Source organism: Mycobacterium sp. OAS707 (assembly GCF_014873705.1).
GTDB lineage: Bacteria > Actinomycetota > Actinomycetes > Mycobacteriales > Mycobacteriaceae > Mycobacterium.
Window position 1 is genome coordinate 1,227,049 of sequence record NZ_JADBDS010000003.1, and the last position, 15,885, is coordinate 1,242,933.

19 protein-coding genes are annotated in these 15,885 nt (G+C 67.2%); 9 read left to right on the forward strand and 10 right to left on the reverse strand.

Annotated features, from left to right (window positions below; translation table 11 throughout):
- Positions 1-19 precede the first annotated feature (19 nt).
- From GGC64_RS24230 to GGC64_RS24255, 6 genes are all read left to right on the forward strand, one after another.
- On the forward strand, positions 20-1,873 hold the full coding sequence (locus tag GGC64_RS24230; RefSeq protein WP_192725024.1) for a CocE/NonD family hydrolase: 1,854 nt from the start codon (positions 20-22) through the stop codon (positions 1,871-1,873).
- Between the two features lie 164 nt (positions 1,874-2,037).
- Positions 2,038-3,456 (forward strand): aldehyde dehydrogenase family protein, encoded by a 1,419-nt coding sequence (locus GGC64_RS24235; protein WP_192725025.1) that lies wholly within the window; start codon positions 2,038-2,040, stop codon positions 3,454-3,456.
- A 12-nt stretch (positions 3,457-3,468) separates the two neighbouring features.
- Positions 3,469-4,332, forward strand: a complete 864-nt coding sequence (locus GGC64_RS24240; RefSeq protein ID WP_192725026.1) for an SDR family oxidoreductase — start codon at positions 3,469-3,471, stop codon at positions 4,330-4,332.
- Positions 4,333-4,342: 10 nt separating this feature from the next.
- Positions 4,343-5,305 carry an NADPH:quinone oxidoreductase family protein gene (locus tag GGC64_RS24245; RefSeq protein WP_192725027.1) on the forward strand — a complete coding sequence of 321 codons (963 nt, stop codon included), beginning with the start codon at positions 4,343-4,345 and terminating at the stop codon, positions 5,303-5,305.
- Entirely contained in the window at positions 5,305-6,000 is a 696-nt protein-coding gene (locus GGC64_RS24250) for a haloacid dehalogenase type II (RefSeq protein WP_192725028.1), read from the forward strand. The genes GGC64_RS24245 and GGC64_RS24250 overlap by 1 nt, the downstream gene beginning before the upstream one ends.
- Positions 5,997-6,482, forward strand: coding sequence for a DUF456 domain-containing protein (locus tag GGC64_RS24255; protein ID WP_192725029.1), 486 nt, complete (start codon positions 5,997-5,999; stop codon positions 6,480-6,482). Before GGC64_RS24250 ends, GGC64_RS24255 begins: the two co-directional genes overlap by 4 nt.
- Here GGC64_RS24255 and GGC64_RS24260 read toward each other — a convergent pair.
- The 4 genes from GGC64_RS24260 to GGC64_RS24275 are packed head-to-tail and all read right to left on the reverse strand — an operon-like array spanning position 6,442 to position 9,319.
- Entirely contained in the window at positions 6,442-6,633 is a 192-nt protein-coding gene (locus GGC64_RS24260; protein WP_192725030.1) for a bacterioferritin-associated ferredoxin, read from the reverse strand. The genes GGC64_RS24255 and GGC64_RS24260 overlap by 41 nt on opposite strands.
- Positions 6,633-7,247 carry a fatty-acid--CoA ligase gene (locus GGC64_RS24265; RefSeq protein WP_192725031.1) on the reverse strand — a complete coding sequence of 205 codons (615 nt, stop codon included), beginning with the start codon at positions 7,245-7,247 and terminating at the stop codon, positions 6,633-6,635. Before GGC64_RS24265 ends, GGC64_RS24260 begins: the two co-directional genes overlap by 1 nt.
- A gap of 54 nt (positions 7,248-7,301) precedes the next feature.
- On the reverse strand, positions 7,302-8,099 hold the full coding sequence (locus tag GGC64_RS24270; protein WP_192725032.1) for a tyrosine-protein phosphatase: 798 nt from the start codon (positions 8,097-8,099) through the stop codon (positions 7,302-7,304).
- The gene (locus GGC64_RS24275) at positions 8,099-9,319 is read right to left on the reverse strand and encodes an acyl-CoA dehydrogenase family protein (protein ID WP_192725273.1); all 1,221 of its coding nucleotides are present in this window, start codon (positions 9,317-9,319) and stop codon (positions 8,099-8,101) included. Before GGC64_RS24275 ends, GGC64_RS24270 begins: the two co-directional genes overlap by 1 nt.
- Before the next feature lie 77 nt (positions 9,320-9,396).
- On the opposite strand from GGC64_RS24275, the gene GGC64_RS24280 reads away from it, so the two are divergent.
- Positions 9,397-9,858, forward strand: coding sequence for a nuclear transport factor 2 family protein (locus GGC64_RS24280; RefSeq protein WP_192725033.1), 462 nt, complete (start codon positions 9,397-9,399; stop codon positions 9,856-9,858).
- On the opposite strand, the gene GGC64_RS24285 is transcribed toward GGC64_RS24280, so the two are convergent.
- Together GGC64_RS24285 and GGC64_RS24290 are read right to left on the reverse strand one after the other, a co-directional pair.
- Positions 9,804-11,438, reverse strand: coding sequence for a DHA2 family efflux MFS transporter permease subunit (locus tag GGC64_RS24285; protein ID WP_192725034.1), 1,635 nt, complete (start codon positions 11,436-11,438; stop codon positions 9,804-9,806). The genes GGC64_RS24280 and GGC64_RS24285 overlap by 55 nt on opposite strands.
- A gap of 62 nt (positions 11,439-11,500) precedes the next feature.
- The gene (locus GGC64_RS24290; RefSeq protein ID WP_192725035.1) at positions 11,501-12,340 is read right to left on the reverse strand and encodes a class I SAM-dependent methyltransferase; all 840 of its coding nucleotides are present in this window, start codon (positions 12,338-12,340) and stop codon (positions 11,501-11,503) included.
- Positions 12,341-12,394: 54 nt separating this feature from the next.
- On the opposite strand from GGC64_RS24290, the gene GGC64_RS24295 reads away from it, so the two are divergent.
- The gene (locus GGC64_RS24295) at positions 12,395-13,186 is read left to right on the forward strand and encodes a class I SAM-dependent methyltransferase (RefSeq protein ID WP_192725036.1); all 792 of its coding nucleotides are present in this window, start codon (positions 12,395-12,397) and stop codon (positions 13,184-13,186) included.
- 8 nt (positions 13,187-13,194) lie between these two features.
- Here GGC64_RS24295 and GGC64_RS24300 read toward each other — a convergent pair whose 3' ends face one another.
- The 4 genes from GGC64_RS24300 to GGC64_RS24315 all read right to left on the reverse strand — a co-directional run bounded on the left by GGC64_RS24300 (position 13,195) and on the right by GGC64_RS24315 (position 15,067).
- Positions 13,195-13,440 carry a hypothetical protein gene (locus tag GGC64_RS24300; RefSeq protein ID WP_192725037.1) on the reverse strand — a complete coding sequence of 82 codons (246 nt, stop codon included), beginning with the start codon at positions 13,438-13,440 and terminating at the stop codon, positions 13,195-13,197.
- Between the two features lie 78 nt (positions 13,441-13,518).
- The gene (locus GGC64_RS24305) at positions 13,519-13,749 is read right to left on the reverse strand and encodes a hypothetical protein (RefSeq protein WP_192725038.1); all 231 of its coding nucleotides are present in this window, start codon (positions 13,747-13,749) and stop codon (positions 13,519-13,521) included.
- A 146-nt stretch (positions 13,750-13,895) separates the two neighbouring features.
- On the reverse strand, positions 13,896-14,765 hold the full coding sequence (locus GGC64_RS24310) for an LLM class F420-dependent oxidoreductase (protein WP_192725039.1): 870 nt from the start codon (positions 14,763-14,765) through the stop codon (positions 13,896-13,898).
- A 71-nt stretch (positions 14,766-14,836) separates the two neighbouring features.
- Entirely contained in the window at positions 14,837-15,067 is a 231-nt protein-coding gene (locus GGC64_RS24315; RefSeq protein ID WP_192725040.1) for a hypothetical protein, read from the reverse strand.
- A 155-nt stretch (positions 15,068-15,222) separates the two neighbouring features.
- Between GGC64_RS24315 and GGC64_RS24320 the strand changes: the two genes are divergently transcribed.
- The gene (locus tag GGC64_RS24320) at positions 15,223-15,885 is read left to right on the forward strand and encodes a response regulator transcription factor (protein WP_192725041.1); all 663 of its coding nucleotides are present in this window, start codon (positions 15,223-15,225) and stop codon (positions 15,883-15,885) included.

Genomic DNA, 15,885 nt, shown 5'->3' on the forward strand with positions numbered 1-15,885 from the left:
GAGGCGTTAACTTCATGGTGTGCGCGTAGCCGCTGTCCGCATCGGCGCCGTTGTGGCGGTCGTAGTCCTGGTTTTCAGCGGATGCGCCGACCATCATGCCGGTGCGTCTCGACCGTTCCCGCCGAGTGCCGGACGTGGCCCGTGTGAGGTCTCGAAACAAGCAGACGTGCCCGCCACGATGCGCGACGGCACCGTGTTGCGGGCCGACGTCTATCGGCCGCGCACCGCCGATCCCGTGCCGGTCATCCTGATGCGCACCCAGTACGGAAAGTCCGGCGCACAGGTGACGCCTGAGCGATATCAGCCGCCGGACTGGTTCGCATCGCACTGCTACCTCGTGGTGATTCAGGACGTCCGCGGCCAGGGCACCTCGGGCGGAACGTTCAGCGAGTTCACCAACGACATGGCCGACGGTTACGACTCGGTCGAGTGGGCCGCCGCGCTGCCCGGTTCCAACGGCAAGGTGGGCATGTACGGCTCGTCCTACGTCGGTGCCACCCAATGGCTCGCCGCCGTGGCCGCGCCGCCGCATTTGGTGACGATCGCACCCGCCAACACGGCGTCGGACTACTACGACGGATGGACCTACGAGGGCGGCGAATTCCGGCTGGCGTTCGTGCAGCCGTGGGCGATCGGCTCGCTCGCATTGGGCGCCGCGAAAAACCGCGGTGATCACGTGGCGGTCGACGAGCTGACAGCGGCGGAGGCCGATCCGACGCGGTGGATGAACTTCCGGCCGTTCAAGGACCTGCCGCCGATGCAGCCGCAGAACCCCGCCGTCGCGCCGTGGTATTTCGACTGGATCCGGCACTCGGCTCGTGACGATTTCTGGACGAAGGTCAGCATCCGGGATCGCTACGCCTCGGTGAAGGTGCCGGTGCTCGACTTCGAGGGCTGGTATGACGCGTTCCTCGCGGGCGGCGTGGAGAACTTCACCGGCATGGTTGCCAACGGCGGCTCCGACTCGGCTCGCGCCAATCAGCGGCTGGTGATCGGGCCATGGGACCACGTCAACTGGGGACGGCCTGACTCGCAGCCCGCGCCACTGCTGCACGACATCGGCGCAGTCGGAGACAGCCCGATCAACGACGTGATGCTGGAGTGGTTCGACCACTTCCTCAAGGGACAGAACAACGGCGCCGCCACTGGCCCGCGCGTCGACTATTTCGTGATGGGTGCCGACAAGTGGAAGTCGGCGACGAAATGGCCGCTGCCGCAGACGAAATGGACGACCTTCTACCTGTCGGGCCCCGGTGGGATCGCCGACCGCAAGGGGCAACTCGTCACGAGCGCACCGGGTGCACAGCCGCCAGACACCTACACCTACGACCCCGCCTTCCCGGCGCCCAGCCTGGGTGGGCATTCGTGCTGCGGCGCAAGCTCGGGTCCGCAGGGGCCGTTCGACCAGGTCCCTGTCGAACAACGCTCCGACGTACTCGTCTACGACGGTGGTCCGCTATCGAGCGACACCGAGGTCACCGGGCCGGTGACGGTGCGACTGTGGGCGCAGTCCAGCGCACCCGATACGGATTTCACGGCCAAGCTGACGGTGGCCAAACCGGACGGCAGCGTGATCAACCTCAACAACGGCATCCTGCGCACCGCTTTCCGCGATTCGCTGGCCACCCCGACGCCGACGGTGCCGGGCCGCCCGTATGAATATCGGGTCCAGATCTGGCCGACGAGCTACGAGTTCCGGAAGGGCGACCGCATCCGCCTCGAGATCTCCAGCAGCGACTATCCGCAGTTCGCGCCGAACCCCAACACCGGTGCGCCCTTCGGTGAGAACGCCGCCGTCCAGACCGCGGTCCAGACGATCCTGCATGACGCGGCGCATCCCTCGGCCATCACACTGCCGGTCATCCCGGGCTGAGTACCTAACCCCCAACTGCCGCGAGCGACCGCGTTTGCACGCGTTATCGCGGCGTGTCCCCGCACAAACACGGTCGGTCAGCGGCGGGAAACTGGGCCTATTGGCCGAGCCAACCGGTTGGTTAGGATCGGGTATTCCTCCTCGGGTCAGGAAGGACACCCACCATGACCACCGAATCAGTGGCGCCTGAAACCATTCAAACGCCCGCCAGCGATACCCCAGACATCCCAGGCACCGTCCGCCGGCTCAGGGAGACCTTCAAGACCGGCCGCACTCGCAGCGTCGAGTGGCGCAAGCAGCAGCTGCTGGCGCTCGAGAAGATGATGGTCGAAAACGAGGGCGCGCTGATGGAGGCCCTCGAGAAGGACCTCGGCCGCAGCCCGTTCGAGGCATGGCTGGCCGACATCGCCAGCACCGCGGGGGAGGCGAAGGACGCCGCCAAGAACGTCAAGAAGTGGATGCGCCGCCGCTACCGGCTGCTGGAGATGTCGCAGCTGCCCGGGCGCGGGTGGGTCGAATACGAGCCATACGGCACGGTGCTGGTGATCGGCGCGTGGAACTTCCCGTTCGTGTTGACGCTCGGCCCCGCCGTCGGCGCGATCGCCGCGGGGAACACCGTCTTGCTCAAGCCCTCGGAGGTGTGCCCGGCCTCGTCGGCGATGATGGCCGAACTGGTGCCCAAGTATCTGGACCCCGACGCGATCGCGGTGATCGAGGGCGACGGCGCGGTCAGCCAGGAGCTCATCGCCCAGGGCTTTGACCACATCTGCTTCACGGGTGGCACCGAGATCGGCCGAAAGGTCTACGAAGGCGCCGCCCCGCACCTGACACCGGTCACGTTGGAGCTGGGCGGAAAGAGCCCGGTGATCGTGGCCGCGGACGCCGACATCGACGTCGCGGCCAAGCGGATCGCCTGGACGAAGCTGATCAACTCCGGGCAGATCTGCATCGCGCCGGACTACGTGATCGCCGATGCGAAGATCCGCGACGAACTCGTCGACAAGATCAAGGCCGCGGTGACGACCTTCGAGTCACAAAACCCCGGCGGCAAGCGGATCGTGAACGAGCGCCACTTCGACCGGCTCACGGCGTCGCTGGCCGCGACCAAGGGTGACGTCGTCATCGGCGGCGGCTCGGATCCGTCGAAGATCAGCATCCAGCCCACGGTCGTCGTCGACCCCGACCCGGCCGAGCCGTTGATGACCGATGAGATCTTCGGCCCGATCCTGCCGATCATGACCGTCCAATCACTCGACGACGCAATCGGTTTCGTGAACTCGCGGCCAAAGCCGTTGGCCGCCTACCTGTTCACCAAGACCAAGAGCATCCGCGAGCGGGTGATCAAAGAGGTTCCGGCAGGCGGCATGGTGATCAACCACCTGCTCTTCCAGTTCTCGACCAACAAGTTGCCGTTCGGCGGCGTCGGCCCTTCGGGCATGGGCGCCTACCACGGCAAGTTCGGCTTCGAGCAGTTCAGCCACCGCAAGACCGTGATGACCAAGCCAACCCGACCCGATGTCGGCGCGTTCATCTATCCCCCGTATACAGAGAAGGCTTTCAAGCTCGCAAGACGGCTGTTCTGAGAAAGGAACCTCATGCCAGGAGTGCAGGATCGCGTCATCGTCGTCACCGGGGCCGGAGGCGGACTCGGGCGCGAGTATGCGTTGACGCTCGCCAAGGAGGGCGCCAGCGTCGTCGTCAATGACCTCGGCGGTGCGCGCGACGGCACCGGCGCCGGACACAACATGGCCGACCAGGTGGTCAAGGAGATCAAGGACGCAGGCGGTCGCGCCGTCGCCAACTACGACTCCGTTGCCGAGTCCGAGGGCGCCGAGAACATCATCAAGACCGCGATCGACGAGTTCGGCAAGGTCGACGGCGTGGTTTCCAACGCGGGCATCCTGCGCGACGGCACCTTCCACAAGATGGAGTTCGCCAACTGGGACTCCGTGCTCAAGGTGCACCTGTACGGCGGCTACAACGTGATCCGGGCGGCGTGGCCGCACTTCCGTGAGCAGAGCTACGGCCGCGTCGTCGTCGCCACCTCGACCAGCGGCCTGTTCGGCAACTTCGGTCAGGCCAACTACAGCGCAGCCAAACTGGGGCTCGTCGGCCTGATCAACACGCTGGCTCAAGAGGGCGCGAAGTACAACATCAAGACCAACGCGGTCGCGCCGATCGCCGCCACCCGCATGACCGAAGACATCCTTCCGAAGGAAGTACTGGAGAAGCTGACGCCCGAATACGTGGCACCCGTGGTCGCGTATCTGTGCACCGAGGAGGTGCCCGAGACCGCGTCGATCTTCATCGTCGGCGGCGGCAAAGTGCAGCGGGCGGCGCTGTTCCAGACCGATGGTGTCACGTTCGACCACGTGCCAAGTGTCGACGAGGTCTCCGGCAAGTGGGGCGAGATCACCGACCTGTCTGCGGCCCAACCAGCCGCATTCAGCCTGCGCTGACCGGTTCCGGATGAAAGCGCTTGTCGCGCAGGAACTTTCCGGACCAGCCGGACTGAAGTACACCGACGTCGATGACGTGAAGGGCGACGATGTCGTTGTCATCGACGTCGGTGCGGCGGGCGTGAGCTTCCCCGACCTGCTGCTGCTGCGCGGCGAGTATCAGCTTCGTCTGGAGCCGCCGTTCATTCCCGGCATGGAGGTCGCCGGGGTGGTGCGCTCCGCGCCGTATGAGTCCGAGTTCAAACCGGGCCAACGCGTCACGGCGCTGTCAATGCTGGGCGGCTGGGCAGAACAGGTGGCCGTGGCGGCCGAGAACCTGAAGCCGACGCCGGACGGCATCGACGACGCCGAAGCCGTTGCGCTGCTTGGCAACTACCAGACGATGTATTTCGCGCTTGCCAAACGCGGCGCGCTGCGCCAGGGCGAGACGGTGCTGGTGCTCGGCTCGGGCGGCGGCATCGGCACCGCGTCCGTACAGATCGCCAAGGCACTCGGCGCGCGGGTCATCGCGATGGTGCACCGGCCCGAGGCGATGGACTTCGTGAAGTCGCTCGGCGCCGACGTCGTGCTGCCGCTGACTGAGGGGTGGCTGGCTGCGGTGAAGGACGCAACCGACGGCCGTGGGGTCGATCTGGTGGTCGATCCCGTCGGCGGCGACGCGTTCGACGACGCGATCCGGGCGCTGGACACCGAGGGTCGGTTGTTGGTGATCGGCTTTGCCGCAGGCGGCATTCCGACGGTCAAGGTCAACCGGCTGCTGTTGCGCAACATCAGCGTGATCGGCGTCGGCTACGGCGAATTCGTCAACCGCAAGCCTGGCGCGCAGTCGTTGTTCGAGTACGGCGTCAACGAACTGGTCAAGGCGGGGCTGCGGCCGCCACCACCGATCAGGTATCCACTGGCCGAAGGCAGCGCCGCGTTACAGAGCCTGGCCGACGGCGGGGTGCTCGGCAAGGTCGTGCTGGAGCCGTGATGAGTGTGCGCGCGCTGGCGTTCGACGTCTTCGGGACGGTCGTCGACTGGCGGTCGAGCATCATCGGTGAGCTCGAACAGTTCGGCCAACGCCATGGGCTGCACCAGGATTGGGCGACCTTCGCCGACAACTGGCGCGCCGGATATGCGCCCGCGATGGATCGCGTTCGCCGCGGCGAACTGCCGTGGACGCGTATCGACGACCTGCACCGGATGATCCTCGTCGAACTGCTGGGTGAGGTGTCGGTGAGCGACGACGACATCGACGAGCTCAATCGCGCCTGGCACCGTCTGGACCCGTGGCCGGACAGCGTTGGTGGGCTGACGCGGTTGAAGGAGAAGTTCGTCATCACAACGCTTTCCAACGGCAACATGTCGCTGCTGACCAACATGGCCAAGCGCGCCGGCCTGCCATGGGACTGCGTGATCTCCGCCGAACTGTTCCACCACTACAAGCCCGATCCGCAGGCGTACCTCGGCTGCGCTGATCTCCTCGGCGTGCAGCCGGATGAGCTGATGCTCGTCGCCGCGCATCCCAGCGACCTGAAAGCGGCCCACGCCAGTGGACTCAAGACCGCGTACGTCGACCGGCCCCTCGAACACGGCCCCGGGCGCGCGCCGCACAGTGTCAAAGACGACGAGTTCGATTACGTCGCAAACGATTTCCTGGACCTCGCCGCACAGCTAGGCGCATGAGCACCGGCGGCATCCTGCTCGTCGCGCTCGTCATCTTCGTCGGGTTGGTCGGCATCGTCGTGCCGCTGTTGCCGGGAACACTGCTGGTGTTCGCGGCGATCGCGGTATGGGCGGTCGCCGAGCACAACGTGACCTCATGGGCGACGCTCGGGGTGGTAACCGCTCTGCTGGCGGTCTCGACATTGATCAAGTACCTGTGGCCGGCGCGACGCATGCGGGCCGCCGACGTCAGCACGTGGAGCTTGGTGGCAGGCGCTGTGCTAGGCATCGTCGGGTTCTTCGTGATTCCCGTGCTGGGCTTGCTGATCGGTTTCGTGCTGGGAATCTATCTGGCCGAACTGGCGAAGCGACACGACCAGCGCGTGGCATGGACATCGACGAAGCACGCGCTGAAGGGCGTCGCGCTTTCGGTCGGCATCGAGTTGTGCGGTGCGCTGCTCGCTACTGCTGTCTGGGCGGCGGGCGTCTATCTGACTCACTAGCGGCGATGATCGCGCGAACGGTGCGCCGGCAGCGGCCGCATTCCGATCCTGCGCCGCACGCCTGCGCGACCTCTTTGGACGTCGTCGCGCCCGAGGCCACCGCCCGGCTGATGGTGTCGCTGGTGACACCGAGGCACAGGCAGACGTACATCAGCGCTCGATACGCATCATGTGCGCCAACCTGCCGACGAACAACGGCGGATAGGCGCCAACCCCGGCATCGGAAAACCATTCGGCGGCTACGTCGGGACGGCGCAGCCAACGCTCTGCCGTGCCCGCATCGGACAGCTCGTGCAGGAACATGATCTCGTTGGGATCGTCGAAGGCCTCGAAGATCCGCACGCGCCGAATCCCGGCCTCCAGGAACATGTCCCGGGTCTGGCGGACCTGGCCGCGAAAGACAGCCGGATCGTCCACACAGATGATCCCCGCGACCACGACGCCCGGCGCATTGGCTTCGGCCACGAAGTCGAACCGCTCGATCAGCTCGCCTGCGAACACCGCGGGCAGATCCTCGACACCGACGGCGTCGAACCATTCGAAGAAGGCGCGTGATCGCAACAGTTCGACGACGGGTTCCCGGGTCTGCAGCGCGATCGTCACCAGCACCCGCTCGGGGTCGGTGGTGGAGGTGAAGACGAACACGTGGTGCGCCCCGAGCGCGGCAAGGCCGTCGCGGCGCCGCTGCAGCAGCGGCCACACCCGACTGGGGTCGGGCACGCGGTAGTCGGTGGTCAATACCAGCGAATGCGTTTCCGGAATCATCGTCGGCACCGACGCTACCGGCCACTGTCGCTGCCTACGCGGGCAATTCGGGAACTATCCCAACAGCGCCGTGCGCACCCGCGCGAGATCGGCGGCAGGAACGCCCGCCGCTTCGAGGTAACCCCGCAGCGATCCGTAGTTCTCTTCGATCGACCGGCGCGAGGCGTCCAGGTATTCCTCCTGCACGCCGAGCACCGCGTCGGTCAGCCGCGCCTCGGCGAACGTCACCTCTTCCGCCGTATCGGTTCGCTCGCGGATCGAAGCCAGGATCTGCTCCCGCAGCCGCGGCACCGCGTCGTTGCTGCGCAGGAAATCGGCCACGATGACGTCGCGATCGACGCCGACGGCGCCGAGCACCGTCGCCACGGTGAAACCGGTTCTGTCCTTGCCTGCGAAGCAGTGCGCGATCACCGGTCGCTCGTTGGCTAGCAGCGAAATGACTTGCCGCACAGCGCGTTGCGCGCCGCCCAGGGTGGGGAAGCGCAGGTATTCCTCGGTCATGAATCGGCGGGCCGCGGCGTCGATGTCCTCGTCGTCTGGCTTCTCGCCCATCATCTTCTGGAAGGCGGTCTCGTGCGGTGCCTCGCCGTCGACGGCCGACACCTCGTGGAAGTGCAACAGGTGCACCTCGACGCCAGGCGGCACCAGTCCCGGTCCGTGGCGGTCGATCTCGCGAGCCGAGCGCAGGTCGGCGACATCGGTGATGCCCAACTGGCGAAACGCCTCACGGCCCGAGTCGTCGAGGTGGCTCAGCTCGCTGGACCGGAAGAACCGGCCCGGCCGCACGCCCGTTTCCTCCGCCACATCACGAAAGTTCCACGCTCCCGACAGTTCCCCGATGCCGACCGCCACTAGCCCGTCACCGCCGCCGCAAACGCCGACTTCTCGCGGCCGAGTTCGTTGCGGGCGATGGTCCGCATGTGCACCTCGTCGGGCCCGTCGAACAGCCGCATCGCGCGGTGCCACCCGTAGAGCCGGGCCAGCACGGTGTCGTCGCTGATACCTGCCGCGCCGTGCACCTGGATCGCCCGGTCGATCACGTTGCACGCCATCTGCGGCGCGACCGCCTTGATCATCGCGACGTGCTGCTGGGCGTCCTTGCTCCTGTTGCCGTGTTGATCGATGGTCCACGCCGCCTTGTGACAGAGCAACCTGGCCTGGTCGATCTCGTTGCGCGACAACGCAACCTGCTGCTGCACCACGCCTTGGTCGGCCAACGGCTTACCGAACGCGATGCGGGTGTTGACCCGGTCGATCATCAGCGCCATGGCCCGCTCGGCGACGCCGATGGCGCGCATGCAGTGGTGGATGCGGCCCGGTCCGAGTCGGGCCTGGGCGATCGCGAACCCGCCGCCTTCCTCACCGAGCAGATTAGCGACCGGCACCCGCACGTTGTCGAAGCTGATCTCGCAGTGCCCGTGCTGGTCCTGCCAGCCGAACACCGGGAGCGACCGCTCGATCGAGACACCCGGGGTGTCGACCGGCACCAGGATCATCGACTGCTGCTGATGGCTGGCGGCATCCGGATTGGTGCGGCCCATCACGATCAGGATCCGACACCGCGGGTCGGCGGCGCCCGAGATCCACCACTTGCGGCCGTTGATGACGTAGTCGTCACCGTCGCGCAGCATCGTGGTCTGGATGTTGCGGGCGTCGGAGGACGCCACCGCGGGCTCGGTCATCGCGAACGCGCTGCGGATCTCGCCGTTCAGCAGCGGCTCGAGCCACTGCTTGCGCTGCTCGTCGGTGGCGAACAGATGCAGCGTCTCCATGTTGCCGGTATCGGGTGCCGCGCAGTTGGTGGCCTCGGGTGCGAGCTCCATGCTCCAGCCCGTCAGCTCGGCCAGCGGCGCGTACTCGAGGTTCGTCAGCCCCGACTCCGACGGCAGGAACAGGTTCCACAGGCCGGCTTCCTTGGCCAGCTTCTTGAGCTCCTCGACCACGGGTGGCACGGTGTGATCCTTCGGGCCCTTTTCCTCGCGGTACGCGTCGTAGGAGGCCTCGGCCGGGAAAACGTGCTCGACCATGAAATCGGCTAGCCGGTCGTAGTAGTCCTGACCCTTGGCCGACATCGCGAAGTCCATGCGGCCACGATATGACACCTGTCGATTGGGGAATCATTGGCAGTGCGTCGGGCGTAAAACATGACATGACCGAGAGCCGACCGCCGTTCCCCCCGTTCACCCTCGAGACCGCACGGCAGAAGGTGCAGGCCGCCGAAGACGCATGGAACACCCGCGACCCCGAGAAAGTCAGCCTGGCCTACACCGTCGACTCCCAGTGGCGAAACCGCGACCAGCACGTGGTCGGACGCGAGCAGATCGTGGCGTTTCTGACCCGCAAATGGGAACGCGAGCTCGATTACGTACTGCGCAAGAGCCTGTGGGGTTTTCGGGAGAACCGGATGGCGGTGCGCTTCCAGTACGAAAGCCGCGACGCCAGCGGCCAGTGGTATCGCAGCTACGGCAACGAGCTGTGGGAGTTCACGCCGGAGGGTCTGATGGCGCGCCGCGAGGCCAGCATCAACGACGTGAAGATCGACGAGTCGGAGCGACGCTACTTCGGCCCGCGGCCGGAGTCGGAGTACGGCCTGGACATCCCGCTCTGGTGATCGTCTGCCTCCATCTGCACCTGCTTCTTGGGCAGGAACGCGGCGGGCAGGTAAGCCAGCGCGATCAGTATCGCCGCGATGATGAAGACCATCGTGTACGCGTGGGATAGCTCGTGCGCGACCTGCGCGGCGAAGCCGGGTGCTCGCACTTCGGGTGGCAGAGCGGCCGGGTTGACCGGCACGCCGCTTTTCGCGGCGGCTTCCTGCAGCGCGGCGACCTTGTTCGCGGCGGCAAGGGCTGCGCTTCCGTTGATCTGATTGGTCAGGATCACCGACATCACCGCGGTTCCGATGGAGCCGGCGACGCGCTGGTTGACGTTGATCAGCGTCGAACCGCGGGCCACCTGCTCGGGTCGCAGCGTCTGCACGGCCGAGCCCGACAACGGCATCATCGTGCAGCCCATGCCCATCCCGAACACGGTCAGGCCGGTGACGAGTACCGGGAAGTAGGCGTCCTGGTGCCAGCTGCCGTAGGCGAATGCGCCCATCCCGGCGCACATCAGCGTGATGCCGACGAGCACGATCTTGCCAGGCCCCTGCCGGTCCATGATCCGACCGGCGATCGGCATGGTGAGCATCGCACCGAGACCCTGCGGAATGATGTGGATCGCGGACTGGAACGGCGTCTGGTGAAACACTTGCTGAAAGTAGCTGGGCAGCAACAGGATTGCGCCGAAGAACGCTGCGGCGAAGACCAACATGGACGCGTTGGCGATGGCCATCAAGCGGTTGGTGAACAGCCGTAGGTCGATCAGCGGCTGCGCGGCACGCGTCAGCGCATGCGCGACGAAGCAGGCGACGAGCACCAGACCGATGACCGCAGGAATCCACACGTGGCCGTCCGTCACCCGGCCGTGCTCGGGCAGCGACGACACGCCGTACAGGAAGGTGGCCAGCCCGGGGGACAGCAACAGCATGCCGATCAGGTCGAACGACTCCGTCGCAGACGGGCGGTCCTTGTCGAAGATCAGAACCGCGAGCACCACGGAGACGATGCCGATAGGCACATTGATCAAGAAGATCCACTGCCATCCGTACGCGTCGATGAGCCAGCCACCCAGGATGGGGCCGCCCACCGGGCCGAGCAGCATCGGGATGCCCAACACCGCCATCAGCCGTCCAATGCGCCGGGGGCCTGCCTCGCGCGTCAGGATCGTGAAGACCAAAGGCATCAACATGCCGCCGCCGAGCCCCTGCAGCACCCGGAATGCGATCAGCTGCGTGACGTCGCCCGCCATCGCACACAGCAGTGAGCCGGCGGTGAACAACACGACCGAGCCGATGAACAACCGCTTGGTGCCGAAGCGGTCGGCGGCCCAGCCGGTCAGCGGGATGACCGCCGCCAGCGCAAGCGTGTATCCGGTTGCGGTCCAGGCCACGACCGCCTGCGTCGAACCGAAGTCGCTGATGAAGGTGCGCTGGGCGACGTTGACGACGGTGGTGTCGAGAATCGTCATGATCGCGGCCAGCACACAGACGCTGGTGATCTTCAGCAGGCCTGCATCGATGCGGTCCGGATACTCGTCGGGGTGCTGCGCCGATTCGACGGCAGCGTCGGGGTTCTCCACGCGGTGTGCCACTACAGGTCGACCTCTCCAGAAGAGCAGCTAGGTCGGCTAATGATTCCCCGAGGGACGGGGGTTCAAACCGCGGCGCGGCCCACGCCGACCAGGCACTTGCCGGGAATGGCGTACCCCGTTTGGGCCGCATAACCCGTCAGCACCGATTCGCCCTGATCGCGGATCGCGGAGCGCACGTCGTCAGGCAGGGAGGCCAGCAGCGCGGCGACCGGGCCTGCCAGCGACGGCACGATCTCCCACCATTCGTCGAGGGACGCGACATGCATGGTCGCGTCCACCTCGTGGATGTCGACGCCATCGAACCCGGCGTCGGTCAAGACCGTCGCCAGCGCGCCTGGCGCCGACAACGAGAACGGGCCCGGCACGCCGGGTGGTGGGACCGGTGCTCCGAGCTGCGAACCGACCGCGTCGAGGAGCGCGCTGAGCCACGGGTTGGCCGTGGGCGGTCCCCATACCGAGAACGCGGCGCCGCCACCGGAACGCAGCACGCGCAGTGCCTCCCGCGCCGCCGCGGTGGGGTCGGCCACGAGCATCAACGCCTCGCGGCTGAAGACCTTGTCGAACGACGAGTCGGCCTCGTCGATGTGTTCCATGTCGAGTTGCCGGGCGTCGACGTTGCGCAGTCCCAGCCGCTCGGCGCGCTCTGCGGCAATGGCCGCCATCTCGGGGCTGACGTCGGAAAGCACAACCCAGCCTTCGGTGCCGACCAGCTTGGCCGCGGCGATGCCGAGTCCGCCTGGGCCGCAACCCAATTCCAGCACGCGATCACCCGGCTGCACGTCGACGGCCGAGAGCATCGCCTGGGTGACGGCGGTGCCGCGGTCGTCGATGAAATCGGCATAGCGGTCCCAGGAGGGGGCCACCGTCGACCACATCGCATGCAGCGGGTTCGGCTGGCCCATAGCGGTGAGTGTAGGAGCAGCCAACAGGCGCGTGGCTGCATTAGCGTTTGCCGTATGGCGGGGAGAGGCGACGGCGCCGACTACTACACAGTGCCGAATGCCTGGGAACGCGCTGCGCAGCGCCTCGAGATGCTGGGCGCGACGTTTGATCCCGGCAGCATTGCGTTCGCCCGCGAGATAGGGGTGGGACCTGGCTGGCGCTGTCTGGAAGCGGGTGCAGGCGGGGGCTCGTTCGCCAGGTGGCTGTGCGCGACGACTTCGCCTGGCGGTCGCGTAGTCGCGGTGGACGCCGACCCGCGACACCTTTCCGACCTGCCGTCGTTGGGCGGCGAGGTTCGCCAGGTCGACCTTGTCGCGGATGACATCGGCGAGCGCGTCTTCGATTTCGTCCACACCCGGCTGGTGCTGCTGCACATCCCCGCGCGCGAACAGGTGTTGACCAAGCTTGCGCGTGCCGTATCCCCGGGTGGCTGGCTGGCGATCGAGGAGCATGACGTGTTCGGGCTCGCCGACCAGATGGCCGGCGCATACGGCGAGGCCTGGCGAGCCTTCGTGCGCTTTTCCCAGGCCGGCGGGGTCGACGCCGGGTGGGCGCGCACGCTGCCGGCTCAGCTGGTGACGCTGGGCTTCGACGACGTGACGGCCAGCGCCGAGACGCCACTGTTTCGCGGCGGGTCGGCCGCAGCCCGGTTGTGGAGCCTGACGTGGACGCAGGCGGCGGGACAGATGATCGCGCACGGACTCTCGGCCGACACGCTGGCCGCCGCCCACCACGAATTGGAGGACACCGGCCGGTGGTTCCACCTGCCGCTGATGGTCCGGGTCCGCGGCAGACGGCCGCGGTAGGCAGGCGGTTATTCGCCACCCGGAGCGGTGATGATCAGGCCGCCGTCGTGATGCCAGCGGTGGCGGGGGATCACCACGATCGGCGGCCGGGCGATGGTGTTCGGGGTGGCGACGATGCCTGGCCTCGGTGTCGGGTCGTACGAATAGGTGCCCGCGTTGGCCATGCCGGCCAGGCCGAGGGCGGCGGTGCCGAGGATGCCTGCCGAGATGGCGGGCAGGGCGATGTAGCGGGCGAAGCTGCGATTGATGCTCATTTGAATTCTCCTGTGGGGGTTGGTTTTTGAGAAACCCTCCCCGGGGCTACTTCGGGGAGGGTTTCGGTCTGGGGGTTATCAGCGGGTGTAGTGGGGCTGCAGGTCGGCGAGGTGGTGGACACCGTGGTGCCAGCGCCAGCCCGGCGTGGCGTCGGGGGCCGGGTGGGCCTTGACGCTCGGGGCTGCCACGGTGGAATGCTGCGGTGTGTCCGCGGTGGCTGCGCTGGCCGTGCCCGCCAGTCCGAGGGCGGCGCCGCCGATGATGCCGGCCGCGACGATCGGGAGGGCGAAGATTCGAGTGGTGTTCATGTGAGTTGTCCTGTCTCCGTAGGCTTTTGAGTTCTTGTGCCGGTGTGTTCCGGGGATGACTCAAGAGTGCCGTTCCGCGGACGCTTTGTATGTCCGGTGATCGGAGGTAGGACAGGATGAACCGCTTGTCCCCCAATCGGGGGAAGTCAGGGAAAAGTCGGAAGCGTTTCGGCGGCGGCGGCCAACGCGGCGAGGTGCTCGTCGACGGTGCGCAGACCCGCGCCCATCGTGTTGATCGTCATGTGCGTGGCGCCCGCGGCTTTCCACTCGGCGAGTTCGTCGGCGACCCGCTGCGCGTCACCCGCCCAGGTGACCCGGCCCTCCATGCCCAGCGTCGACGGGTCGCGGCCCGCCTCAGTCGCCGCCTGCGCGACGATGTCGCGGGCTTCGTCGAGTTTCGGCCCAGGCCCGGTCATCGGGAACCATCCGTCGGCAAGCCGGCCTGCGCGCTCCAGCGCGGGCCGCGAGGCCGCGCCGATCCACACCGGGATGGGCCGCTGCACGGGTAGCGGCGCCAGGCCGGCTCCGGTCACGCGATGGTGCTTGCCCGCGAACGTCACGGACTGTTGGGACCACAGCCGGCGCATCACCTCGACCTGTTCGCCAAGGCGCCTGCCCCGGTTGGTGAAGTCCTCGCCGAGCGCCTCGTACTCGACGGCGTTCCAGCCGATCCCGACGCCCAAGCGCAGCCGGCCCTCGCTGAGCAGGTCGACCTCCGCGGCCTGTTTGGCGGTGAGCACCGCTTGGCGCTGCGGCAGGATGATCACGCCGGTCACCAGTTCCAGGGTGGTGGTGATGGCCGCCAGGTAGCCGAACATGACCAGTGGCTCGTGGAATGTGGTGCAGATGTCATAGGGGCCTGCCCAGCCCTCGTGCACCTCGGGGTCGGCGCCGACGACGTGGTCGTAGGCCAGCAGATGGGTGAAACCCAACTCCTCGACCGATTGGCCGTAGGTGCGCACCGCGCCCGCATCGCCGCCGAGTTCTGTCTGGGGGAACGTCACGCCAATCCGCATACTGGCCGGCAACGCAGCGCGGCCCTCCCCAATTCCTCGGGGAGGGCCTAAGTGCTGGTCGGCGGCGGTTGTCAGCGGGTGTAGCTCGGCTGCAGGTCGCCGAGGTGGTGCACGCCGTGGTGCCAGTGCCAGCCGGGCTGGGCGTCGGGCGCCGGATGCGCCTTGACCGACGGCACCGCGACGATGTTGGGCTGCTGCGCGTCGGTGGTGGCTGCGCCGGCCGTGCCCGCCAGGCCGAGGGCGGCGCCGCCGATGATGCCTGCCGCGACGATCGGGAGGGCGAAGATTCGAGTGGCGTTCATGTGAGTTGTCCTGTCTGCGTAGGCTTTTGATGTCTTGTGCCGGTGTGTTCCGGCGATGACTCAAGAGTGCTGCAGCGCAACGGGTTTGTATGTCCGGCGATCGGCCGGGGACACGGATGAATCACGTGTCCCCCAATCGGAGGAAGAACGGGTGGATGCTGTGCGACGCTGGCGTGGTGACCAGCGAAAAGGTGCGTGTGGTGGTGGGTGACGACCACCCGCTGTTTCGCGACGGGGTGGTCCGTGCGCTGACGTCGAGCGGGTCCATCGAGGTGGTGGCCGAAGCCGACGACGGCCTCTCGGCGCTCGAAGCGATTCGTGCGCACTCGCCGCAGGTCGCCCTGCTCGACTACCGGATGCCGGGGATGGACGGCGCGGAGGTTGCGGCCGCTGTGCTCCGCGACGAACTGCCGACCCGGGTGCTGCTGGTGTCGGCACACGACGAGTCGGCGATCGTCTTCCGCGCGCTGCAGGAAGGGGCGGCCGGCTTTCTGCCGAAGGAGTCGACCCGCAGCGAGCTGATCAACGCGGTGCTGGACTGCGCGAAGGGCCGCGACGTCGTCGCACCGAGCCTGGCCGCTGGCCTGGCCGGGGAGATCCGCAAGCGCGCCGAGCCCGAGGGCCCGGTGCTCAGCCCGCGCGAACGGGAGGTCTTGAAGCTGATTGCGGGGGGCAGCAGCATTCCCGCGATGGCCAAGGAGCTGTTCCTGGCCCCGTCGACGGTCAAGACGCACGTGCAACGCCTCTACGAGAAGCTCGGTGTCAGCGACCGCGGCGCCGCCGTCGCGGAGGCCATGCGCCGCAAGCTGCTGGAGTAG